Origin of the sequence: Rhizobium sp. NZLR8 (assembly GCF_019685025.1) — a bacterium.
In the GTDB taxonomy this organism is placed as follows: domain Bacteria; phylum Pseudomonadota; class Alphaproteobacteria; order Rhizobiales; family Rhizobiaceae; genus Rhizobium.
This window is the reverse complement of the sequence record NZ_JABDVY010000001.1, coordinates 560458-582270: the sequence shown is the minus strand read 5'-3', so window position 1 is coordinate 582270 and position 21813 is coordinate 560458. Positions and strand designations below refer to the sequence as shown.

General features: G+C 61.2%; 21 protein-coding genes and 1 pseudogene. 5 read left to right on the top strand and 17 right to left on the bottom strand.

Features of this window, described 5'->3' with window-relative positions; translation table 11 throughout:
* Positions 1 to 4 precede the first annotated feature (4 nt).
* The 4 genes from HJB89_RS02780 to HJB89_RS02765 form a co-directional block, all read right to left on the bottom strand.
* Positions 5 to 955 (bottom strand): ABC transporter permease, encoded by a 951-nt coding sequence (locus HJB89_RS02780; RefSeq protein ID WP_221148862.1) that lies wholly within the window; start codon positions 953 to 955, stop codon positions 5 to 7.
* Positions 952 to 1899 (bottom strand): ABC transporter permease, encoded by a 948-nt coding sequence (locus HJB89_RS02775; protein ID WP_221148861.1) that lies wholly within the window; start codon positions 1897 to 1899, stop codon positions 952 to 954. The genes HJB89_RS02780 and HJB89_RS02775 overlap by 4 nt, the downstream gene beginning before the upstream one ends.
* On the bottom strand, positions 1896 to 3347 hold the full coding sequence (locus HJB89_RS02770; RefSeq protein WP_221131912.1) for a sugar ABC transporter ATP-binding protein: 1452 nt from the start codon (positions 3345 to 3347) through the stop codon (positions 1896 to 1898). Before HJB89_RS02770 ends, HJB89_RS02775 begins: the two co-directional genes overlap by 4 nt.
* A 71-nt stretch (positions 3348 to 3418) precedes the next feature.
* A complete protein-coding gene (locus HJB89_RS02765) occupies positions 3419 to 4435 on the bottom strand; it encodes an ABC transporter substrate-binding protein (RefSeq protein ID WP_207585258.1) in 1017 nt (338 codons plus the stop codon).
* Positions 4436 to 4715: 280 nt separating this feature from the next.
* On the opposite strand from HJB89_RS02765, the gene HJB89_RS02760 reads away from it, so the two are divergent.
* Together HJB89_RS02760 and HJB89_RS02755 are read left to right on the top strand one after the other, a co-directional pair.
* The gene (locus tag HJB89_RS02760) at positions 4716 to 5969 is read left to right on the top strand and encodes a sensor histidine kinase (RefSeq protein WP_207585257.1); all 1254 of its coding nucleotides are present in this window, start codon (positions 4716 to 4718) and stop codon (positions 5967 to 5969) included.
* Entirely contained in the window at positions 5966 to 6688 is a 723-nt protein-coding gene (locus HJB89_RS02755) for a response regulator transcription factor (protein WP_207585256.1), read from the top strand. Before HJB89_RS02760 ends, HJB89_RS02755 begins: the two co-directional genes overlap by 4 nt.
* Positions 6689 to 6729: 41 nt before the next feature.
* Here the strand turns inward: HJB89_RS02755 and HJB89_RS02750 are convergent, their stop codons facing one another.
* The gene (locus HJB89_RS02750; RefSeq protein ID WP_221131910.1) at positions 6730 to 9054 is read right to left on the bottom strand and encodes an EAL domain-containing protein; all 2325 of its coding nucleotides are present in this window, start codon (positions 9052 to 9054) and stop codon (positions 6730 to 6732) included.
* 563 nt (positions 9055 to 9617) lie between these two features.
* On the opposite strand from HJB89_RS02750, the pseudogene HJB89_RS02745 reads away from it, so the two are divergent.
* Positions 9618 to 9767: pseudogene (locus tag HJB89_RS02745) on the top strand (helix-turn-helix domain-containing protein); the annotation flags it as partial.
* Here the strand turns inward: HJB89_RS02745 and HJB89_RS33070 are convergent.
* The 9 genes from HJB89_RS33070 to HJB89_RS02710 form a co-directional block, all read right to left on the bottom strand.
* The gene (locus tag HJB89_RS33070) at positions 9733 to 9861 is read right to left on the bottom strand and encodes a hypothetical protein (RefSeq protein ID WP_259669622.1); all 129 of its coding nucleotides are present in this window, start codon (positions 9859 to 9861) and stop codon (positions 9733 to 9735) included. The pseudogene HJB89_RS02745 and the gene HJB89_RS33070 sit on opposite strands and share 35 nt — an antisense overlap.
* A 51-nt stretch (positions 9862 to 9912) precedes the next feature.
* Positions 9913 to 10590, bottom strand: a complete 678-nt coding sequence (locus HJB89_RS02740; protein WP_207585254.1) for a YoaK family protein — start codon at positions 10588 to 10590, stop codon at positions 9913 to 9915.
* Between the two features lie 167 nt (positions 10591 to 10757).
* Positions 10758 to 12356, bottom strand: coding sequence for an MFS transporter (locus HJB89_RS02735; protein ID WP_221131909.1), 1599 nt, complete (start codon positions 12354 to 12356; stop codon positions 10758 to 10760).
* Positions 12353 to 12796 (bottom strand): DoxX family protein, encoded by a 444-nt coding sequence (locus HJB89_RS02730; protein WP_221131908.1) that lies wholly within the window; start codon positions 12794 to 12796, stop codon positions 12353 to 12355. The genes HJB89_RS02735 and HJB89_RS02730 overlap by 4 nt, the downstream gene beginning before the upstream one ends.
* Before the next feature lie 175 nt (positions 12797 to 12971).
* Positions 12972 to 14954, bottom strand: coding sequence for an amidohydrolase (locus tag HJB89_RS02725; RefSeq protein WP_221131907.1), 1983 nt, complete (start codon positions 14952 to 14954; stop codon positions 12972 to 12974).
* Positions 14954 to 15241 carry a XapX domain-containing protein gene (locus HJB89_RS02720; RefSeq protein ID WP_207585250.1) on the bottom strand — a complete coding sequence of 96 codons (288 nt, stop codon included), beginning with the start codon at positions 15239 to 15241 and terminating at the stop codon, positions 14954 to 14956. Before HJB89_RS02720 ends, HJB89_RS02725 begins: the two co-directional genes overlap by 1 nt.
* 65 nt (positions 15242 to 15306) lie before the next feature.
* Entirely contained in the window at positions 15307 to 15996 is a 690-nt protein-coding gene (locus HJB89_RS02715; RefSeq protein WP_207585249.1) for a hydrolase, read from the bottom strand.
* Positions 15997 to 16890: 894 nt separating this feature from the next.
* Complete coding sequence (locus tag HJB89_RS33065; protein ID WP_259669602.1) at positions 16891 to 17019, bottom strand: hypothetical protein; 129 nt, start codon at positions 17017 to 17019, stop codon at positions 16891 to 16893.
* A gap of 128 nt (positions 17020 to 17147) precedes the next feature.
* Positions 17148 to 18080: a VOC family protein gene (locus HJB89_RS02710; RefSeq protein WP_221148860.1), complete on the bottom strand. Its 933-nt coding sequence runs from the start codon at positions 18078 to 18080 to the stop codon at positions 17148 to 17150.
* A 117-nt stretch (positions 18081 to 18197) separates the two neighbouring features.
* Here HJB89_RS02710 and HJB89_RS02705 point away from each other — a divergent pair, with 117 nt between their 5' ends.
* A complete protein-coding gene (locus tag HJB89_RS02705) occupies positions 18198 to 19097 on the top strand; it encodes a LysR family transcriptional regulator (RefSeq protein ID WP_207585247.1) in 900 nt (299 codons plus the stop codon).
* 19 nt (positions 19098 to 19116) lie between these two features.
* Here HJB89_RS02705 and HJB89_RS02700 read toward each other — a convergent pair whose 3' ends face one another.
* The 3 genes from HJB89_RS02700 to HJB89_RS02690 form a co-directional block, all read right to left on the bottom strand.
* Entirely contained in the window at positions 19117 to 19794 is a 678-nt protein-coding gene (locus HJB89_RS02700) for a gamma-glutamylcyclotransferase (RefSeq protein ID WP_221149020.1), read from the bottom strand.
* An 83-nt stretch (positions 19795 to 19877) separates the two neighbouring features.
* Complete coding sequence (locus HJB89_RS02695; RefSeq protein ID WP_207585246.1) at positions 19878 to 20714, bottom strand: alpha/beta fold hydrolase; 837 nt, start codon at positions 20712 to 20714, stop codon at positions 19878 to 19880.
* Between the two features lie 583 nt (positions 20715 to 21297).
* Positions 21298 to 21660, bottom strand: coding sequence for a carboxymuconolactone decarboxylase family protein (locus HJB89_RS02690; protein ID WP_311044364.1), 363 nt, complete (start codon positions 21658 to 21660; stop codon positions 21298 to 21300).
* Between HJB89_RS02690 and HJB89_RS33555 the strand changes: the two genes are divergently transcribed.
* On the top strand, positions 21605 to 21811 hold the full coding sequence (locus HJB89_RS33555) for a hypothetical protein (RefSeq protein ID WP_311044366.1): 207 nt from the start codon (positions 21605 to 21607) through the stop codon (positions 21809 to 21811). The genes HJB89_RS02690 and HJB89_RS33555 overlap by 56 nt on opposite strands.
* Positions 21812 to 21813 lie beyond the last annotated feature (2 nt).

The following is a 21813-nucleotide window of genomic DNA, read 5'->3' as shown; positions in this document are numbered from 1 at the left end:
CCGTTTATCGCATGCCGGCCCGGCGACCGCCGGCGAGCATGATGACGCTGATGATGATGAGGCCGGTCATGATGAGGCGGATGCCGGCGCCGACCCCGTAAGTGTTGAGCATGGAGACGACCAGGAACATGAAGAGCGATGCACCCCAGATACCCGGCACGTTGGAATCGCCGCCGGCGACCGCGGTGCCGCCGATCACGACGACGGCGATCGACATCAACAGATATTCCGAGCCCATATTGAGCGCCGCGCCGCCGGAGAAACAGGCGAGCAGATAGCCTGCGACCGCGGCGAGCACAGCGCAGAACAGATAGGTGACGAAGCGTGTGCCGTCGACCGGTATGCCGGCCATGCGCGCCGCCGGCATGCTCTGGCCGATCGCCGAGGTCCAGCGCCCGTAGATCGTCTTCTCGAGCAGGAACCAGGCAAGCAGCGAGATGACAAGCGCGACGATCGCCACATTCGGGACGCCGAGCGTGTTCGAGGTGGTGAACTCCGCAAGCATGCTCGGAGGCTTGATGCGCAATCCCCGGTTCGTCCAGATCGCGGCGGACTGGACGATGAAGCTCATGGACAGCGTGGCGATGATCGGCGGAATGCGCAGCGCCTTGATCAGCGCATAATTGCCGAGGCCGACGACAAGGCCGATGACGACGGCAACGAGAAGGCCGGGCAGGATCATGCCGTTTTCGACATTCATCAGCTTCAGCGCCACCGTGCCGGCAAGCGTCATGGTGGCGGGAACCGAGAGATCGATATTGCCGGGACCGAGAGTGATGACGAACATCTGGCCGAGGCCGACAATGACCGAGAAGGCAGCGAAGGTGAGTGCTGCCTGCGACAGGCCGAGCGTGCTGGCGCCGAGCGTCACCATGATCGTCAGGAACCAGACGATGAAGGCGGCGAGCCACGACCAGATCCAGGGCTTGCCGAAGAGGCTGAGGAGCGCGGTCATCGGCGTTTCTCCCGCTTCTCCAGGCGGTTCAGCATCAGGCGAAGCGCGAGCACGATGATCAGGATCGCGCCCTGAGCCCCGATCTGCCAGTCCGGCGAGATGCGCAGGAAGGATAGGAAGGAGCCGGCAAGCGTCAGGGTCAACGCGCCGATGACGGCGCCGACAGGGGAGACGCGGCCGCCGATGAACTCGCCGCCGCCGAGGATGACGCCGGCGATCGACAGCAGCGTGTAACGCAGCGCGATATTGGCATCGGCCGAGGTCGTCAGGCCGACGAGGGCGATGCCGGCAAGCACCGCAAACAAGCCGGCAAGACCGTAGGCGCTGGCGCGCGCTGCGACAATCGACCAGCCGGCGCGCTCGACCGAGCGCTGGTTGCCGCCGATGCCGCGGATCAGCACGCCAAGCGAGGAGCGCATAACGAGAAAATGAGCGACAGCGGCGATGATAATACTGGCGACGATCGCCATCGGCACCAGTGGCGGTTTGACGGTCATCAGCCAGCGCACCCAGTCCGGCGCCTGACCGCCGGGTGCCGGCAGCAACAGCACGGCAAGGCCGCCCCAGACGAAGCTCATACCGAGGGTGACGACAATGGACGGCAGGTTGCGCAAATGGATGACGACACCGAGGCCCGCATAGATGGCGATCGCGCCGGCAAGGATCAGGATGCCGGTCAGGGGAGCATCCCGCAGAAAGGTTGCGGTTACGCAGGCGACGAAGCTGACGAAGGTGCCCATCGAGAGATCGAGATCGTTGACCGCCATCACCAGCATCTGGGCGATCGTCGCCAGCGCGATGGGCACAGCCAGATTGAACAGCAGGTTGAGCCCGACATAGCTCATGGCGCGCGGCTGCAGCCAGAAGACGGCGGCGAGCAGCAGCGTCAGCGACAGAGCGGGGATGGCAAGACGCATGGCGTCGGACGACAGCCGGAACGTCATGCGGCGAGCCCTTCGAAGGAGGCGGCGATGATATTCTTCTCGTTGACCGCGTCGCCGGCAAGTTCGGCGGTGATGCGGCCTTCGCGGAAGACGTAGACGCGGTCACAGAGGCTCACTTCGTCCATTTCGGTCGAGTACCAGATGAAGGTGCGGCCACGCGCCGCTTCGTCGCGGATGATGGCGTAGACCTCCTGCTTGGTCCCGACGTCGACGCCGCGCATCGGATCGTCCATCAGCACGATCGGCGCGCGCGTTGAAAGTGCGCGGGCGAAGAGCACCTTCTGCTGGTTGCCGCCGGAAAGCGACAGGATGCGATTGGCCATATCGGGCGTGCGGATTTCGATCCGCCGCCTCCAGTCGGCGCCCTTCATCTCCTCTTCGCCGGAAAGGATCAGGCCGCGCCGGGTGAGGTCACCGAGCGAGGCGATGGAGAAGTTGCGCAGGATGCTCCAGAGTTCGAAGACGCCGTTAAGGCGGCGGTCGCCGGCGACGAAGGTGACGAGCGGATCGCGCTCAGGCAGCCAGTTGCCGGACTGGGCGGCATGCAGGGCAAGCAGCAGTTCGGTCTGCCCGTGGCCGGCCAGTCCCGCCAGTCCGATGATTTCTCCCTTGCGGGCAGCGAAGGGCAGGCCTTTCGTCTGATGGGACAGAATGAGCGGAGCGGTGGATTGTTCGCGCCCCGGGCGCTGCTTGGTTTCCTCCTTGGCGACAGTGCCCATCGCTTCCACGAGGCCGTGATGGTCGAAGCCCTGCGCCGGACGCTCGGCGACGACGCGGCCGTCCTTCATGACGACGATGCGGTCGGCGGTTTCGAGGATCTCGTGCAGAATATGCGAGATGAAGATGACCGATCCGCCGGCGGCGATGAAGCGGCGGACATGATCGAGCATCTGGCGGGCAAGGCTTGCATCGAGTGACGAGGTCGGTTCGTCGAGGATCACCAGCCGCGGCGCAACACCGGCGTCGGAAAAGGCCATTGATATCTCGACCATCTGCCGCTCGGCGATCGAAAGATCGCCCACGGCCCGGCTGCTGTCGATACCATGGCCGGGAAAGACGGCATCGAGGCTCTTCTCGATGATTTTTTCGGCGCGCCTGCGCCAGCCGAAACCGCCGAGATGACGATGCATGATGCGCGTGTTCTCGACGATGGAGAGGTTGGGACAGAGCGAAAGCTCCTGGAAGACGCAGCGCACGCCGCGAGCTCGCGCCACGTTGATGCCGTAGCGCTCCAGCCGCTCGCCGTCGCTTGCCACACTTCCTTCGTGCGGTGTGAGGCCGCCGTTGATCACGCTGACGATCGTCGATTTGCCGGCTCCGTTATGTCCGACGAGCCCGACGCATTCGCCCGGCATGACGCGGAGTGTGACGCCGTCGAGCGCCCTGACCGCGCCGAAGCTCACCTTGGCGCCATCGACGGCGATCACCGCCTTCAAAACCTCATCCATGCTGCCCGCCATGCCTGCTTGCAAAGAATGCCGCGCGGCCATTTGCGGGCGCGCGGCGGTCGCCGGGAGATTTACTTTGCCGACTCGATGACCTTGATCGCGTCTGCCTGCGTGTATTCCACGTTGGCAACGCCGCCGGCCTGGGTATTGGCAAGGTTGGTTTCGAGATTGTCCTGGTCGATGCGCAGGAAGGGCACGACGAGGTCCTTCTTGACTTGCTTGCCGTCGAGGATCTGCTGGGCGACCCAGAAGGCGAGCGTGGAGACACCCGGCGCGATGGACACGGACATGGTCTCGTAGCTCTTCGCCTCTTTCTGCTCCTTCCACCACTTCAGTTCGTCTTCACGGTTGCCCATGATAATGATCGGCATCTTCCGGTCTGTCGCCGCAATCGCCTGTGCGGCGCCATAACCGTCGCCGCCCTGCGTTACCACGCCGGCGATGTCGGGCAAGCTCGGCAGGATGCCGGCAACAGCCTTCTGCGCCACGTCTTGCGCCCAGTCTCCATGAACGGAGCCGACAATCTTGAACTGCGGGAACTGCTTGACGCCGTCGTGGATGCCTGCCGAGATCTCGTCGTCGACGAAGACACCGGCAAGGCCGCGGATTTCGAGCAGGTTGCCGCCATCAGGCAGTTTCTTCGACAGGTACTCGACTTCGCTGCGGCCCATTTCCTTGAAGTTGACGGCGATGCGCCAGGCGCAGGGCTCGGTCACGATGCCATCAAAGGAAACGACGGTGATGCCGGCGTCGCAGGCCTCCTTGACCGCGCCGTTCAGCGCCGTCGGCGAGGCTGCGTTCAGCACGATGGCGTCATAGCCCTGCAGGATCATGTTCTGGATCTGCGCGGCCTGTTCCGTCGCCTGGTTCTCGGCGGTGGTGAAAGGGTCGGCTGCGGCAACGGCGCCGGCCTTCACGGCTTCACCCGTCACCTTTCCCCAGCTCGTCAGCATGGCTTGGCGCCACGAATTGCCGGCATAGTTGTTGGAAAGGGCGATTTTCTTGGCCGCTGTGTCGGCAAAGGCGGAAACGGGCATCGCGGCGCAAGCAATAGCGGCCGATGCCAGAAGCATCTTGCGGATTGTCATGTCTTCCTCCCTGATGATCGCGCTGGTCGGCGGATCGCTTCACTCCTGCCAACCCAATCGGGCTCGAGTGAAAATTGTTCTTGCACTGAGCTTCCTCCTCTCAGTAAGGGCAGGATGCGGGAGATCGACCGGCCTGTACAGGGGCAAGGCAGCAAGTCGTTTGCGGGTTTTGCGCAATTAGCTGCGGGTTTACGCAAGACGGCGGCGCTTCCGTGGGCGCTTACTGCAAGGGGATCGCCGCGGGTTGAGGAGCCTGCTGCCGTCTCGGGGAGGAACTACCATGCTGCATCTCGCACCCGCAGCCATGTTCGACCACTATCTCGGTATTTCTCGGCTGCTCGCGGGCCAGCTCGACTTCCGCTCGGCTATCCGTTCGGTTGCGGCCGAAGTCGCTCATATCATCCCGCACGACCATCTCGATGTCTGTGTGCTTCTTGAGGGAGGCAACTACCATACGGCCTACGAGACGGGCATCGAAACCGCCTGGGGCAACCTTGCCGGCGCGCCCGTGGTCAACAGCCCGATCCGTTCGCTGCTCTGGGGCGAGGTGGACTTTCTGCTGGCGGACGACGCCATGACGGACCCGCGTTTCCACTTCGAGGGCGCCTTCAAGCGGCCGATCGTCGAAGAGTCGCTGAGGAGCCGCCTGCATGTGCCGATGAAGGTGCAGGGCACGATCATCGCCGCGCTCTCCTGTTCGTCGCGAACGGCGGGCGTCTACACGATGGAGGATATCGAACGCGCCCGCATCATCGCCGACCTGCTGACCCCCTATTTCTTCGCGCTGCAGGCTGCCGAGCAGGCGCAACGCTCGGCCATCGTCGAGGCGGAGGCTCGCGCCCGCGAGGAGGGATTGCGGCAGGGGGCGCTGAAGCTGACCGAGGCACTGGAGCAGGAACGCCAGCGGATCGGCATGGACCTGCACGACCAGACGCTTGCCGACCTGACGCGGCTTGCCCGCCGGATCGACCGGCTGTCGCGCAACGGCGAGGTGGCGCCCGAGGCGCTGGAGCCGGTCTCCCGTTCCCTGCAGCATTGCATGCAGGATCTGCGGCAGATCATCGAACAGGCAAAGCCCTCGGTGCTCCAGCTCTTCGGTCTCGCGCAGGCGATCGAGCATCATCTCGACCGATCGACCCGCGACACGGGATCGGCCATCGAATGGGGCCTCGTCGACGAAACGCATGGTGCACTGGAGCGGTTGGAACCGACCGTCAGCGTCGCGCTATTCCGGATCGCCCAGGAGGCGATCAACAATGCGGTGCGCCATGCCGCCCCGCTGGCCGTGACCGTGCGGCTTGAGGCCGACGGGGAGCGGCTGTCGATCGAAATCTTCGACGATGGGACCGGGCTCGCCAAGGCGCGGGGACGGATCGGCGGCGGCATCGACAATATGAAGACCCGTGCGCGGCTGATCTCAGCGCGCTTCGCCACCGGCCCCGGCCACAACAATCGCGGGACTGTGGTGCGCGTCGTGCTACCGCTAACCCCGCACGACCCGGCGAGCGGCCCGGACCGAGGAGAGACACGATGAAGGTTCTGATCGTCGAGGACGACCCGCTGCACCGTTCCTATCTGCATGAGGCTGTCAACGCCGCCCTGCCGGAATGCGATACGGTGATCGAGGCTGAGAACGGCACCGTCGGCGAGAAGCTCGCCCGCGACCACAAGTCGGCGCATATCGTCATGGACCTGCAGATGGTCAGCCGCAACGGCATCGAGGCGGCACGCACCATCTGGAAGGAGCGGCCGGAGACCCGCATCCTGTTCTGGTCGAATTATTCGGACGAGGCCTATGTGCGCGGCGTCTCGCGCATCGTGCCGGATGGCGCAGCCTACGGCTATGTGCTGAAATCCGCCTCCGACGAGCGGCTGAAGCTGGCGCTGCGCTCGATCTTCATCGAGAGCCAGTGCGTCATCGACCGCGAGGTGCGCGGCCTGCAGCAAAAGAGCCTCGGCCAGGCGAACGGCTTTACCGATTCCGAATACGAGATCCTCGTCGATATCGCGCTCGGTCTCACCGACCGGGCCATTGCCAAACGCCGCAGCCTGTCGCTGCGTAGCGTGCAGAACCGCCTGCAGCAGCTCTACGACAAGCTCGACGTCTACCAGAGCGCCGGCGACGACCACGAGGACGGCCGCTTCAATCTCCGCGCCCGCGCCATTACGGTGGCTTTCCTGCGCAAGCTGCTGAACTACAGCGCTCTGGAGCGGGCCGAGGCAGAGCTGCAGGAGTGGCTAGACGGAAAGTAGTCCGGAGCTTGCTGGAAAGCCCATAATTCTGCCCAGGCGGATCAGGCGATGGCTTTCAACGGCGCGCGGCTGCTCGGTGCTGCCTCGGGCTTGCCGAACAGGAAGCCCTGCATCTGCGCCGGATGGCTTGCATGAAGGATCGCAAGCTGTTCTTGCGTCTCGACCCCTTCGGCAATTACCGGCAGGTTGAGCGTCGACGCCATCTCGATGACATTCTCAAACAGCGCCCTGATGGTGGGATCGACGCCAATGCCGGCAAGGAAGCGTCTATCGATTTTCAGCTTGTCGAACGGAAAATCGCGGAGGTTGCTGAGCGAGGAATAACCGGTCCCGAAGTCGTCCAGGACGATCCGGATCCCCATCGAGCGCAGCTGACCGAGCGTGGAAAGGACGGCAGCCCGATCGTGAAACAGCGCCGACTCGGTGATCTCAAGCTCCAGGCGGTCAGGCTGCAGTCCGGTTTTCGCAAGAATTTGCGAGAACTGCTCCACCAGGTTCGGCATCAGAAACTGAACCGGCGAGATGTTGACCGCGATCGTCAGCGGGGTTTTCCACGAGGCTGCTTCGCTGCAAGCTTCCTCCAGGACCCAGATCCCGATGGGGATGATGCAGCCGGTTTCTTCGGCGACAGTGATGAAGTCTGCCGGTGCAAGGATGCCTCTGCTTGCATGACGCCATCGCAACAATGCCTCGTAACCGCACGGCTCTTGCGAGGATGTATCAACGATCCTCTGGTAGACGAGGAACAGATCACCTTTGCCGAGTGCGTGCCGCAGATCATGCTCGAGCTGCCGCTTGGCATGCAATTCAATGTCCATCGCCTGCTCGAATGTGCAGGCTCTGCCGCGGCCGCCGCTCTTGGCCCGGTAAAGCGCCATGTCGGCATTGTTTCTGAGGCGCCGATCGGTAACGCCGTGCTCCGGGTACAAGGCAATGCCGATGCTGGCGCCGAATCCCGAAGAGGTTGCGAGATCTGCGAACTCGCCGGCGAAAGCCTTCAGCAGATCGGCCGACAACGCTTCCGTCTGTTGGCGGGACGTATTTGCGAGGATGATGCAGAATTCGTCTCCGCCCATGCGAGCGATCGTGACATGCGGTGGCAAGGTGCGGACCAAGACCTGCGCAACCCGCTGAAGAACTGCGTCCCCCTCGGCATGGCCGAACGTGTCGTTGACGAGTTTGAAACGGTCCAGATCGAGGGCAAGAAGCGCCAGCCCGCTTGGTGTTTCTGCAGCGCCGGCAATCGCCATCTCGAAACGCCGGTCAAACTCGCGACGGTTCGCGAGGCCGGTCAATGGGTCATGGCGCGCCATATGCTCGATCCTGCGGCTCGCCTCATGGCGCTCGGTCAGATCGCGTACGGCTATGACCTGGCACTCGCGCCCACGATATTCGATCGTTCGAGCAAGGATCTCGACCGGAATCCTGTCCTGGCCCTCTCGGAACACGGCGCCTTGGCAGGTGTCGATGCCAAGGCGTCTTTCGATCGCAAGCACCGCCTCGACCGGTTGCCCTTTCAGAAGCGCAGCTGCCTTACCGGCCATCGCCGCGAATTTCTCGTTGAGATCGATGACGACATTCTCCTGGGCAATGACGAGCCCCTCGAACGAGGCGTTCGCCAGCCCGCGCAGATCGGTCAAATGACGGTCAAGAAACAGGGCTGCGGCGGCTCCGAGCAGGATCAATGTCGAGATGATCGATACAGCGATGGCGATGGCGATCCGATCGACCGATGACAAATCGGCATGGACGGGCTCGGCGGAAGGGGTGATCTGGACACCGCTCATCGACACGGTATGCAGGCTGCAGATCGCCAGGACGATACACGCCGCGCTGGCGAAAATGTAGGAACGGCTGCCTGCGCTCCGCCGTAGGACGGCAACCGCAACCATGCCGAACACGATTGCCAACATACACGCAACGATCGATTTATCTACGGCGAGTGAGACCATGCTGAAAGGCGTGATCGCGAGCAGCCCCACGAAGTGCATCGCCGCAATGGCAATGCCGACCAAGACGCCACCAGACGCCTGGACAAGCCGGCTAGCATTCATGAAAGCGATTTCAACCGCTACCGCAAACAGAACGACGGCGGCGATAATCGACAGAACGATCAGAGGGCCGTCGTAGCCGATGGGCACCGGACCGGCATAGGCCAGCATCGCGATAAAATGGGTTGCCCAGGTGCTGGCGCCGAGAACGACGGCAGCGGCGATGAGCCAGTAGTGGTGGTGGTGCCGCACGCATTCCTGCGCACGCGTCAGCATGAAGACTGCCGTCAGGCTGCCGAAGCAGCAGATCGCCAGGGCAACGAAAAGCAACGTCCAGTCATGCTGGTCGGCGATACATGAAAGCACAGTGAACATGGCATCTCCCGAAGGTGGGGGGAGGGTGCCAAAGCGGACCTAACGAAATCATATAGGCATCATTAAAATGCAACTAATCCATGCATAAACCACAACGAAAAGACGAGAAAAAGCGTCACCTGGCAAGCCGCGAATAAAGGTGGCCACAAACCGCAGCTTCGGCCGAAGCAAGCCGACCTCTGACAAAGTGGTATTCAGGAGCTCCCCAGCGGGAGTGAACGCTTTGGCGTCTGCCAATGACGGACCGGAAATGACGCGGTACCGCGCCGCGACAAGGTTGTATATTCCGAAGGCTGCCAATCCGGCGGCAACCGCGATCCCCTAAGTTCCATAAGACAGATTACGCCACATTGTGATGTAGGAGGGTACATTCTATTTAGTAATGCGACAGTTGGGCCAGTTAGAGATGCGACAGTCTCGCCTCTTGATATGCTGGTCAATGTCAACTTACTGCTCGGCCTCATGCTGCAGGCTTATGACCATGCCGGTGCAGCCGGTCTGCTTTCGCTGAAGCGATCGCGGCCATGCAATCGTCGCCATAGCGAGAATCTTCGCAGCGCGGCGCATGTGTGCTTGAGTTGAGCGAGCGCCAGGTTTGCCGACTGCTGAACCGTATCGGCACTGGCGGCGCGGCGTCGGTGCGGCACAAGGCGATCGGCCGGCCGTCGAACAGCCGGATCAGCGACGGCGTTCGGGGTTATGCGGTAACGCTAGGATTTCGAGCCCCAGCAATATTCCGCGACCGAGATATTTCAGAATGGGGGCGATCAGGCTGGCGACGCCGCCTGCTTCACTGCCGATGTCCATAGTGGTGTCCTTTTCGATTCGACGGATCAATATCGAAAGGGCTGTCGGGTTTCAGGACTCGGCACCTGCGCTGCTTGCAAAGAGCGCGACCGTGGCAATTACCGCAGGCAGGCTGAACGCCGCTGCGGGAGCGTACATGTAACCGACAGCGCCGACACCGCAGCCGAGGGCGAAGGTCGCGACGGCAGCTGCCATCTTTTTAACCCGTGCTTTCGCTGTCACGACTTCGTCGGCTTTCGGATCGGCCAGAATGTCCGCGAGATCGAGCATGATCTGCGTCGTCGTGCCGGTCATCAGCGTGGAAGGCGGCGCTTTCGACAGATGCGCCTTGTGAAGCCCATTCTGAATAGCCATCGCCGAAACCAGGGCCATGCCGACCGCCAGTGTGACGGCCCCTTCTTCAGCCCGAAACGGGCCATGAAAGAGTGCGTAGGCAGCAACTCCCACAAACAGCAGCAGCTTGACGACAAGCATTGGCCGGATGGGTGAGCGATCCCGACTTTGAAGTTTCAGGCAGACCAGACGTGATACAAAAACGACCAGACAAAACATCGGTAGTGCCAGGAGTTTTGACAATGCTCCGTCCAGACCGTGCGCCAACGTGGCACCTAGCGTCACGAAGTTTCCAGTGACATGGGCGGTGAACAGCCCGGAAAGCGACAGGAAGCCGAGTGTGTCGACATAGCCGCCATTAAAGCTCAGGAGTGTGGGAAGGGAAGGAAGTTTCATGATCGTGACCTCGACTGATGCTGTTGCCGTAATTTCGTGTCTCGCACGGCACCTGAGTTTTGCCGCTGATCGTCGGCTCTCGCAATTGCATCAATTGTTTCGAATTCATTGCGCCAGGCGACATAATGGAAAGGGCGGCCGAAGCCGCCCTGCCCTTTGCGTTTTCGTTATGCGGCATCAGGCCGATTGATGGTCAAGAAGTGACGGACGACGGGCTTCTCCGGGCCGACGTGGTAGGTCAGAACTTTGCCCTGAAGGTCGGCGTCTGCATTGGAAACCCGCCGGTGCTGGCGAAGGTGTTCGGCCCAGGATTCCACCATGAACCACTCGACGATCTTCTCCGGGTCAGCCGAGTCTTCGGTAACGCCCCAGCCATATGCTCCATCGCGGCGACGCTCCTTGGACAGATAATCGATTGCGTGCAGGAACGCACTGCGGTGCTGCTTCTCGACCTTGTACTCGATCAGGATCAGAACCGGACCACGGTCATGGGCGATCGGCTCGGCGACAAGCGGTTCGGGCCAGTGGTTGGACGGCACCATGTCGGCATCGCCTGCAGGAAGCTTCACGCGATGCATGATGAAACCGGCAACGAGAAGACCAGCCGCTCCAATGAGCAAGGTAGACTGGATGCCAACAGCTTCGCCGACAGCACCCCAGCCGAGGCTTCCGGCAGTCATCGCACCATTGAATACGGTCAGGTAGACGGCAAGACCACGACCGCGCACCCAGTTGGGTAGAACAGCCTGCGCTGCGCCGTTGAGCGTGGTCAGGGCGGTGATCCATGCGCCCCCGAGGAACATAAGAACGATGATGGCGACGATCTTCGGCGGGGCAAGCGACAGGACACCCAAGACGACTGCGGTGATCAGTGCTGCGCCAAGAAGCAGACCGTCCGAGCTCAGGCGTTCGCGCAGCCTCGGCATGACCAAGGCTCCACCGATCGCACCAGCTCCGACCGCACCAAGCAGGATGCCGTAGAAGCTGGCATCCCCACCGAGCAGTTGCCGGGCGACGAGCGGGAGGAGCGCCCAGACCGCGCTGGCGAAGGCGAAGAAGATGGCGGCCCGCAGGAGGACGACATGCATCGGTCTGCTGGAGCGGGTGTAGCGAAGTCCGGCGCGGAAGGCACCGAAGAAGTTCTCCTGAAGCGCGTCGTTTGCATCCTTCGCCCGTGGCCACCAGACCAGAGCTGCGATCACCACGATGTAGCTTGCGACATCCGCGCCATAGGTGATCCCGGCTCCAAAGGCTGCGAGAAGCAGGCCGCCCGCAGCAGGCCCGATGGAGCGGGCGATATTGATGCCGAGCGAGTTGAGCGCCACTGCGCTCTTCACGTCCTCACGCTTCACCAGTTCCGGAACGATCGCCTGCCAGGTCGGCCCCACCAACGCGGCGCCAATGCCGCCGAGGAAGGTCAGGCCGATCAGCGCGCTGACCGAAAGCATGCCTGTCTGGGACAGAACCACCAGGGATATACTGACGGATGCCAGCAGGAGCTGGACAGCGATCAGGAACTTGCGGCGATCGAGGATGTCGGTGAGAACGCCTGCCGGGATGGCAAGCAGGAAGATCGGCAGGGTTCCGGCCGCCTGAACCATGGCGACTGCGGCGGGCGATGCGGACAGATCCGTCATCAGCCAGGAGCTGGCGACGTCGCGCATGAAACTTCCGGTGTTGCCAACGACGGTGGCGATCCACAGAACAGCGAAGACTGGCTGTGCGAGGGGCCCGAAGGTTCCCCCGGATGATTTTGCGGCACTCATTTGCCTGCTCCCTTGGTGAGGTCAAATGCTGCAACGAAGACGAATGCGCCTGCGAGGCCCAGGTGCTCGAAGAAGGCGTTGGCCGCCATCATACGGTCCATGCCCGGGGCCATTTCCCAGAAGCGGAGCGCGATGAAGGTCGCGAGAAGCGTGAAGCCAGCCAGCGCCAGGGCGCCTGTCCAGCGCAGGAAGCCCGAGACCACCATGGCGGAAGCCGTGAGTTCGAAGACGATGACGGCGACTGCGAAGAAGGCCGCTGGATGGAGGCCGAAATGATCCATCTCGGCCAATGCGCCGTTGAAATCGAAGATCTTGGTGAGCGGTCCCTGGATATAGGCGGCGCAGAGCGCCAGCAGCGACACCGTTCGCGTGACAGGAGAGCCGACGACGCGGGCCAGACTGCTCCGAACTGGATTCGACATATGTGATTGGTTGGTCATATCTGCTCCCTGCAGGTTCGCCGGTCTGAACGAGCGGCTGCGTTTGATGGAGCGATATTGGCTGGTTACCGCCCTGCCAACAATTGCAGCAATCGTTTCGATTCAATTGCGGTTTTTGAAATTATGAAATGGATTGCTCGGGCGGCGGCGTGGCCGCCCAAGCGTGAAGCCGAGATCAGACTGCCCAGCAGGAGCAGCCGAGAGCGCCGAAGAATCCCTTGAGGTCGGCGATCGGAAGTTTGGACGTCCAAGCACCGGCATGATCATGCCCATGCACGCCGCAATCGCTGGCACATCCGCATGTGGAGATTGCCGTGCGGCGTAACGAACGGGCACCGGCACCTTCCGGCTCGCCCCAGGCGGCATAGCCGCCGAATTTGCGGACAGGAGACCAGTCGGGCATCGCGGGCGGGATGTCGTTCTCGTCGAGCGTCTTGAAGTCGCCCGCGCCGTAGACGATCTTGCCACCGACCATGGTCAGCTCCGAAACGAGGAACGAGATTTCGTCCTCGGCGCAGGAGAAGAAGTCCTTGTCCGGCACGACCAGATCAGCGAACTGGCCCTTTTCGATACGGCCCTTCTTGCCCTCTTCGTTCGAGAACCAGGTGACCATTTCGGTCCACATGCGAAGCGCCGTCTCGCGATCAAGGCAGTTGGCACGCGGGTAGAGTTGCATTCCGCCAACTGTCTTGCCGGTCACCATCCACGAGAGCGAGACCCACGGATTGTAGGAGGCGACACGGGTGGCATCCGTACCTGCCGAGACATTCACGCCCTTGTCGAGCATGCGCTTGATCGGCGGCGTGGCTTCCGCCACGCCATGGCCGTAGCGCTCGACGAAATATTCGCCCTGATAGGCCATGCGATGCTGAGTGGCGATGCCGCCGCCAAGTGCCGCAATGCGGTCGATCGACCGTTCCGATATGGTCTCCGCGTGATCGAAGAACCAGTTGAGGCCTTTGAGCGGGATGTCCCTGTTGACCTTCTCGAACACGTCGAGCGAGCGGGAGATGGTCTCGTCATAGGTGGCGTGCATGCGCCACGGCCAACGGTTTTCGGCAAGAACCCGGACCACCGCTTCCAGCTCGCCTTCCATCTCCGGAGCCATTTCAGGACGTGGCTGTCGAAAATCCTCGAAATCGGCGGCGGAGAAGACAAGCATTTCGCCGGCACCGTTGTGACGGAAATAGTCGTTGCCCTGCTTGTATTTGACCGACTGCGTCCAGTTCAGAAAATCCTGCTTTTCTTCCTTCGGTTTCTGCGTGAAGAGATTGTAGGCCAGACGAACCGTCATCTGGTTCTCGTCCGACAGCTTCTGGATGACCTCGTAATCGTCCGGATAGTTCTGGAAGCCGCCGCCCGCGTCGATCACTCCGGTCACGCCAAGGCGGTTCAGTTCGCGCATAAAGTGGCGGGTCGAGTTTACCTGATAGTCCAGAGGAAGCTTCGGCCCCTTGGCGAGCGTCGAGTAGAGAATGCCTGCATTCGGCTTGGCCAGCAGCATGCCAGTCGGATTGCCATTGGCATCACGGGTGATTTCACCACCCGGCGGGTTCGGCGTATCGCGGGTGTAGCCGACGGCGCGCAGGGCCGCGCCATTCAGGAGTGCCCGATCGTATAGATGCAACAGGAAGACCGGGGTATCGGGAGCGATCGCATTGATCTCCTCGATCGTCGGCAGACGCTTTTCGGCGAACTGATGTTCGGTGAACCCGCCGACAACGCGCACCCATTGCGGCGCGGGCGTGATCGCCACCTGGCGCTTCAGCATGTCCATGGCATCTGCGAGCGAGCGCACGCCGTCCCAGCGCAGTTCCATGTTGTAGTTCAGGCCACCGCGAATAACGTGGGTATGGTTGTCAATCAGGCCCGGCAGGACGCGCTTGCCCTTGAGGTCGACGATCCTGGTGTCGGGGCCAGCCAACACCATGATCTCGCTGTCGGATCCGACCTCCAAGAACAGCCCGTCCTTGATGGCGATCGCCGTCGCGTTCGGATTGGTCCGGTCAAGTGTGGTGATGCGGCCGTTGTGAAGGATCAGGTCGGGATGCATGGTGTCTACTCGGGTCTGGTTGGGATCGGCGGCTTTCGCCGGTGAGAAGAGGTTCGAAAACGCCAGGCTTGATGCTCCTCCAAGGAAGGTTCGCCGCGTCGTCATCAGCTCCGCTCCTCTACTTGGCCGTCTGCGCGATGAGCAACGTCGATACGATCGCCGCCCTTGGGTAGGTGACCGAACATGTGCGGCTTGATCTGATGAAGCCATGAGACGGCTACCGGCTCCTTGCTCCACAAGGTCTTTGCGAGCGGTATGATCTGTTCGCCGACAAGAATTCCGAGAAGGCCGACTAGAGCGATGACCGGCGGTGCGGGTGAGCGGACGTTGAGCAGGCTGTAGACGATGCCGACAAGCAGGCCTGCACCGAGCGACAGGAGATAGATTTTCATGGGATGTCCTCCAGAATGACGGAAAGACCGCCCCGACGGGGTTATCGGAGCGGGCCGAGCAGGCCTTACTTGGCGGGGTTCGGGCCGATGCGCTTGCCGTGGGCGACGCGTTCGGCGGCCTTGTGGACGTGGGTGTAGGCATAGTCGATGCCCATGCCATAGGCGCCGGAGTGTTCCTTCACAAGCGTGGTGACCGCGTCGTAGGTCTCCTTGCGGGCCCAGTCGCGCTGCCACTCGAGCAGAACCTGCTGCCAGGTGACCGGGATCACGCCTGCCTGCACCATGCGATCCATCGCGTATTTGTGTGCGTCGGACGAAGTGCCGCCCGAAGCGTCGGCGACCATGTAGATCTCGTATTCCGGAACGTCGTGGAGGGCGGAGAGTGCGAAGGTCGTGTTGCAGACTTCCGTCCAGAGCCCCGAGACGACGATCTTCTTGCGTGCGTTGGCGGCATTCTTCGCCAGCGCGTCACGGACGTTCTGATCGTCCCAGGAGTTCATAGAGGTCCGCTCGAGAATATCGTTCTCCGGGTAGACGGCGAGCAGTTCCGGAAAAGTATTGCCCGAGAAGGATTCGGTTTCGACCGTGGTGATCGTGGTGGGGACGTTGAAGATCTTGGCGGCCTTGGCAAGGCCGACGACATTGTTCTTCAGTGTCTGGCGATCAATCGACTGCACACCGAACGCCATCTGCGGCTGCTGGTCGATGAAGATGAGCTGGCTGTTTGCCGGGGTCAGGACTTCGAGCTTGGACATAGTCAATTCCTCTTCGGTTGTTTGGACCGCCTGTGCGGTGTCAGAATGGGCAGCAGCATCGGATGCCGCGGCACGACGCTCGTTCTGCAATCCTTGGAGTGTTGCGGGTTCCCTTTGAGAGCCGCTCACTCGTTGTCTTGGCTGCTGAATAGAAATCTATTGCGTCGGCTCTCGACACGGAATTGCAATATTACTTGCGAATGAATTACACATTTCGCAACAATGGACATCAAGCCTCAGCTTCCGCCGTTCCGTAGTGGGGAAGCGCCCGCCGCTCGCCCGATCAGGGGAGTCGGAACCACGCCTGGAATCTGGCGCCGAAACGCCTGGGCCGCTCCAGCGCGCGCGGCCAGATTTGCCTGTCTTTCGTTCCATGGATCTGACTATTCGACAAGACCTGCGGCGAACTTCGCGCGAGAAACTATCCTAATATGACCCGACGCGCCACAACGGTGGATTGAGCGGAAATTTGCAAACCAGCGGCTCGGGAAGTCTGTTCGACCTCCACGCCCTCTTCATAAGAGTTCATTGTGAGGGAGCATCGGCGGTCGCCAACAATATGGGCGAATGGGTCCAGACGGGCAGTGCACGCACTCTCGTGACGAGGCCTCTTCGGGAAGCCGAGATGACAATGGCCTATGTCGCCAGAGGTTACACCGAGCGGGATCCTGCCGTGGTCATATCCGGCCGACGACGCGTTTCTCATCGTGCTCCATCTGATCGAGTCGAGCATTCCGACATATGGCAGAACAGACCGCCCTCTCCTCCGGAGATCTTATCCCAAAGGATCCGTCTGTCTCATAAGTCTGCGCAGGGCGCGGCAATCGCCGTCCGCGGAAAGTTCGAAGCATTCGTCATACATCTCCCGCGGAAGCATCTGACCGAACTCGCGGATCAGACAGGTGAGGGCTGAATGATCTGGCTGTCTGTCGCGGCATGGATGATCCTACGGTGCGGGATATCGGCGCTGCCCTCCTGCCCCTGATCGGTCAGGATGGCGCGGACCGCTCTCTCGTCGCGCATATCGCCCTCGCCCTCAACGCCCACATAGCTCATCGCTGCGGGCGTTCGCGCAGGACGCACTGAAGCGCCGCGATTCAGGGATCCGCGACGCTTCAAGTTCTTCGTCACATGACGATCAATGCTGGGCATCAGGCCGCCAGTGGCACGAGGTTGGCCTGGATCTCATCCCGGAATTCCTCGTATCGGCTCGGGAGCTTGAGTGCTTCGCCGAGATGCGCGGTGTCCTCGTCTCGGTTGAAGCCCGGCTCGTTCGTGGCAACCTCGAACAGAACGCCACCCGGCGTGCGGAAGTAGATCGCCCAGAAATAGTCGCGGTCGATGACAGGCGTGACCTGATATCCGGTATCCATCAGCGTCTTGCGTACCTCAAGCTGCTTCTCGCGGTTGTCGACCGCAAACGCGATATGGTGGACCGAACCCGCACCCTGACGGGCAAAAGGCGTCTTCGGCAGTGCTGCAAGATCGATCGTGTCCGCTCCGTTTCTGTTTGGAATGATGAAGCGAGTCACATCGCCCTCCTTTTCGGCGCGTTGGTAGCCCATGAAGCCGAGCAGTTCTTCAGTCGCTGCGATATCGTGCAGGCTGAAGCGAGCGCCGGCGAAACCGCGGATGGCAGCATCGCTAGGGATACCGTCGCCCAGCCATGGGGCGCGGGTATCGTCGGCGGACTCGATAAGCGCAAGGCTGTCGCCATCCGGTCCCATGAAACGAAGACGGTTGGCACCAAAGACGGTGTCCGTTTCCAGCCCGTCGACACCTTGAGCGGTGAAGCGATCCTGCCAGAACTTCAGCGAACCCTTCGGCACGGAGAACTGCGTTTCACCGACCTCGCCCACGCCTGGACGCCCCAGCATCATGTTCTGGAACGGGAAGTAGGTCATGACCGTCCCGGCTGAGCCGTTCTCGTCGCCGTAATACAGATGATAGACGCTTGGGTCGTCAAAGTTGACTGTCTGCTTGACGCGGCGCAGGCCCAACGTGTCGGTGAAGAAGCGGTTGTTCTGCCGCGCATCCGATGCCATCGAGGTCACGTGATGCAGTCCCTTGATATCCTTGATCATGTCGATGCCTTTCAATGGGCGTTGATGTTCGTGTGTTGATATGAATGTAGGCCGGTTGATCGCCGCCGAGAATTGCAATATTCCTTGTGATTGAATTGCAATTTTTGAAACAATGATATGAACGATTACAAAGCTCTCCGAACCTTCCTCCTCGCCGCCGAGAAGCGGAATTTCGCCCAGGTAGCCCGCGAACTGGACATGACACCCGCAGCCGTCACGCGTGCCATCGCCGCGCTCGAGGCAGAACTCGGCGTTCAGCTCTTTGTGCGCACTACGAGGCAGGTTTCCCTCACGACCGATGGCGCGATCTTTGCCGCGCAGATCCAGCCTGCGGTGAAGACGCTCGAAGACGCACGGCGCGAGGTGATGAACACTCACAAGGCTGACGAAGGGCGGCTCCGGATCAGCGCGCCGACATGGTTCGGAAAGGCAGTGCTGCCGCCGATCCTTTCAGGATTCAAGGAACGATATCCAAAGATGAGCTTCGAGATCTCGCTGTCCGATGGATTGGTGAACATTGTCGATGACGACTACGACCTGGCGATCCGCATCTCATCCCAACCATCGGACAAGTTCACGATCTGGCGCAAGATCCGTGCCGTTCCTCGGATACTCATCGCGGCGCCCGGGAGTCGGTTCGCCGAAATGCAGCACCCGAACGAACTGACACCTGACGACTGCCTCGCCTATAGCGGTGAGAGCCGGCGCGAGAACTGGGTGCTGTCGGATGGTGGATCCAGCATGACGATTTCGGCAGGTCGGGCCTTCAGCGCCAACAGTGGCGAGGTTCTGGCGGACATGGCCGCCGACGGTGTGGGCGTTGCCATGCTACCGGGGTTCAATATTGCCGACCACATCCGCAGCGGTCGTCTTGTCCATGTCTTCAAGGGATGGGCTCCGCCCGACCTGTGGTTGACGCTCTACTACCCGCCATATCAGGCCCTGCCGCCCCGGATCGCATCCTTCTCGAAGTTCTTCGAAGAGCAAGTCCCGGCGCACATGGTCATGCTGGATTGACGTTCAGTTAGGACGACGATCAGGCTGCTTGCTTTGCCTTGATCTGCTCGGCCACGAGCGCCTGCAGATGCCAGAGATTTCGGTCTCGGATCCCCTCGGCCTCAAGATCAACGATCGTGTTGTGCAGATATTGCGCGCACGATCCGCCCTGCCCGCAGGCGTTTGCGATCAGCTCCGCGGTGGTCTGCCTCGGCAATGGCTTGGTGAGGCCGGATCGTCTGGTACTTGCCCAGAAGGTCAGGGCGTTCTTCATGCCTTCAGGCGTCTGCACGCGAACCCACCGGACCATGGCGGCGACTTCGTGGTACTTGATTTCGCGCGCCACGAGCGCACCGAGATCCTGGCGGCGACGCTCTTCGGATAAACGGAGTACCACACCATCACAACGCCCGCCGCGTTCGAGAACCATCATCAGACCTGGTTGTTCGCTGGTTGCCCGCCAACGTTCGATCCTCAGCGAAAACGATCGATGCCATCCATATGCGAATGCTGGCATTCGGGCTGCCGGCTCGAACTCAGGGTTCCAGATAAGGGACCCGTAAGCGAAGACCCAAATCGGTTCGCCACCTGCCTCTCGTTCAATCCTGTCGACGAGACAGTCAAGTTCCGCCTCGCAGAGTGGTGTCCAGCCCGGTTCTGGGCCATCGTCCAGGACGTCTCGCAACGTCAGGGCAACAAGCTCTGGGGTCAACAGCATCATGGTCCCGTTCCGAATTTCGTGCTGTGTTCAATAAAAGATCGGAGCCGCGATTGCTTTCACATCGCGGCTCCGGGTCTTGTTTAGGACTGCACGAAGGCCAGAAGATCGGCGTTCAGGACATCGGCATTGACGGTCAGCATGCCGTGCGAGAAGCCGGGATAGGTCTTGAGTGAACCATTCTTCAACAGCTTTGCCGACTTCAGGGCCGAATCCGCGATCGGAACGATCTGGTCATCTTCGCCGTGCAGTACGAGCGTCGGAACCGTGATCGCCTTCAGGTCTTCCGTTTGGTCCGTTTCGGAGAAGGCCTTGATGCCGTCGTAGTGGGCCTTGGCTCCGCCCATCATTCCCTGCCGCCACCAGTTCTGGATCACACCTTCCTGAACTGTCGCGCTATCACGATTGAAGCCGTAGAACGGACCGGCCGGAACGTCGCGGAAGAACTGGGCGCGGTTCGTCGCGAGCGCCGAACGGAAACCATCGAAGACTTCGATCGGCAGGCCTTCCGGGTTGTTCTCGGTCTTCAGCATCAGCGGCGGCACAGCCGAGACGAGAACCGCCTTGGCGACGCGGCCGGCGGGCTGGCCGTGCTTGGCGACATAGCGGGCAACCTCGCCGCCGCCCGTCGAGTGGCCGATATGCACGGCATTCTTCAGGTCGAGCGCTTCTGCGACGGCGAAGGCATCGGCGGCGTAATGGTCCATATCGTGTCCGTCGGCAACCTGGGCGGAGCGACCGTGACCGCGGCGGTCATGGGCGACGACGCGGTATCCCTTCGAAAGGAAGAAAAGCATCTGGGCGTCCCAGTCGTCCGATGACAGCGGCCAGCCGTGATGGAAGACGATCGGCTGCGCATCCTTCGGACCCCAGTCCTTGTAAAAGATCTCGACGCCGTCGTTGGTGGTTATATATGCCATTGTCTTGGTTCCTTCGATTGGGTTGGTGGCGGGAGCAGCATTGGCTGCGAAGCTGAGAGAGGGTGAAATTGCCATGGCCGCTGCGGCGGCGCCTGCGGAGAGTAGTACGCCCCTGCGTGTTCATGGAAGAAAGGTTCTGAGCCATCTCGCGTCTTGCGATTTCATCATTGAAAACTTCAGGCGACGCTGTGTTCGTCTGACGGATCGATATTGCCGTCAGATCCTCACACCCACAATTGCGTGAATAGTTTCTATTTTATTGCCGGGTCTGCAATAATGAGACGCGCCTTCGCAGAAGTGAAGGTTCGATCTTGAAGCCGCCCCCGAAATCGAGCAAGGCGGCGTTCATATCCGGACGTTTCATCAGGACGAAGAACGATCTCTTTGAGATGCCTGCAGCATCCCTCGCGGCCCGCAAGGCGCCGAGGAAAGGATCCTTGGAGGGTATTTAGCAGAAGGCGGGTGTCTGGTTCCCAGAGCCAACGGCCAATTTAACGTTGCATTATATCACTCCCGTATCTGGAGGTGGAGATTGCAGATGGCGGCAGCTGCGCATGTGATGCCAGCGCCAAGTCCCTTGTTTCTATCGCACCTCAAATTCCGGATCGGGCGGAACCTGCATGGCGAGAGCGAGATGGTTTGTCTGGCCGGCAAGTCCGATGATCGTCAGGAGTTCGCCGTGTTGGGCATCGGTCATTCCCCGCGCACGGGCGGCAGCGGTATGGGATTGAACGCAGTACTGGCAAGCATTGGCGGTTGACACCGCTATGTAGATCATCTCGCGCGTCAACGGATCGATCGCGCCCTCGACCGTCATGACCGATTTGAGCGTTTCCCATACGCGTTTGAGGTTTGCGGGATCGTTTGCAAGAGCACGCCAGAAATTGTTGATGAAGTCGGTCTTGCGTGTCGCCCTCTCCCGGCACCGATTTACGGCCTCTGAAATTGCCGGGCCATCCGGCGCAGCCTGCGGACGATACGAAGAAACGACAGGCGCCGCCAGTCTCCCCGTCGGCGAGGAAACCATCGGCAAGGAAGGAAAGATCGAAGTCGGTTGTTTCAGAAAAACAGGCAAAGTTAGAAATTTTTGTCTATAGAT

Bases quoted from the DNA above. Each gene is read 5' to 3' on its own strand.
- HJB89_RS02780 (WP_221148862.1), bottom strand. From the start codon at position 955: ATGACCGCGCTCCTCAGCCTCTTCGGCAAGCCCTGGATCTGGTCGTGG.
- HJB89_RS02775 (WP_221148861.1), bottom strand. From the start codon at position 1,899: ATGACGTTCCGGCTGTCGTCCGACGCCATGCGTCTTGCCATCCCCGCT.
- HJB89_RS02770 (WP_221131912.1), bottom strand. From the start codon at position 3,347: ATGGATGAGGTTTTGAAGGCGGTGATCGCCGTCGATGGCGCCAAGGTG.
- HJB89_RS02765 (WP_207585258.1), bottom strand. From the start codon at position 4,435: ATGACAATCCGCAAGATGCTTCTGGCATCGGCCGCTATTGCTTGCGCC.
- HJB89_RS02760 (WP_207585257.1), top strand. From the start codon at position 4,716: ATGCTGCATCTCGCACCCGCAGCCATGTTCGACCACTATCTCGGTATT.
- HJB89_RS02755 (WP_207585256.1), top strand. From the start codon at position 5,966: ATGAAGGTTCTGATCGTCGAGGACGACCCGCTGCACCGTTCCTATCTG.
- HJB89_RS02750 (WP_221131910.1), bottom strand. From the start codon at position 9,054: ATGTTCACTGTGCTTTCATGTATCGCCGACCAGCATGACTGGACGTTG.
- HJB89_RS33070 (WP_259669622.1), bottom strand. From the start codon at position 9,861: ATGGACATCGGCAGTGAAGCAGGCGGCGTCGCCAGCCTGATCGCCCCC.
- HJB89_RS02740 (WP_207585254.1), bottom strand. From the start codon at position 10,590: ATGAAACTTCCTTCCCTTCCCACACTCCTGAGCTTTAATGGCGGCTAT.
- HJB89_RS02735 (WP_221131909.1), bottom strand. From the start codon at position 12,356: ATGAGTGCCGCAAAATCATCCGGGGGAACCTTCGGGCCCCTCGCACAG.
- HJB89_RS02730 (WP_221131908.1), bottom strand. From the start codon at position 12,796: ATGACCAACCAATCACATATGTCGAATCCAGTTCGGAGCAGTCTGGCC.
- HJB89_RS02725 (WP_221131907.1), bottom strand. From the start codon at position 14,954: ATGACGACGCGGCGAACCTTCCTTGGAGGAGCATCAAGCCTGGCGTTT.
- HJB89_RS02720 (WP_207585250.1), bottom strand. From the start codon at position 15,241: ATGAAAATCTATCTCCTGTCGCTCGGTGCAGGCCTGCTTGTCGGCATC.
- HJB89_RS02715 (WP_207585249.1), bottom strand. From the start codon at position 15,996: ATGTCCAAGCTCGAAGTCCTGACCCCGGCAAACAGCCAGCTCATCTTC.
- HJB89_RS33065 (WP_259669602.1), bottom strand. From the start codon at position 17,019: ATGCGCGACGAGAGAGCGGTCCGCGCCATCCTGACCGATCAGGGGCAG.
- HJB89_RS02710 (WP_221148860.1), bottom strand. From the start codon at position 18,080: ATGATCAAGGATATCAAGGGACTGCATCACGTGACCTCGATGGCATCG.
- HJB89_RS02705 (WP_207585247.1), top strand. From the start codon at position 18,198: ATGAACGATTACAAAGCTCTCCGAACCTTCCTCCTCGCCGCCGAGAAG.
- HJB89_RS02700 (WP_221149020.1), bottom strand. From the start codon at position 19,794: ATGCTGTTGACCCCAGAGCTTGTTGCCCTGACGTTGCGAGACGTCCTG.
- HJB89_RS02695 (WP_207585246.1), bottom strand. From the start codon at position 20,714: ATGGCATATATAACCACCAACGACGGCGTCGAGATCTTTTACAAGGAC.
- HJB89_RS33555 (WP_311044366.1), top strand. From the start codon at position 21,605: ATGAAGTCGGTCTTGCGTGTCGCCCTCTCCCGGCACCGATTTACGGCC.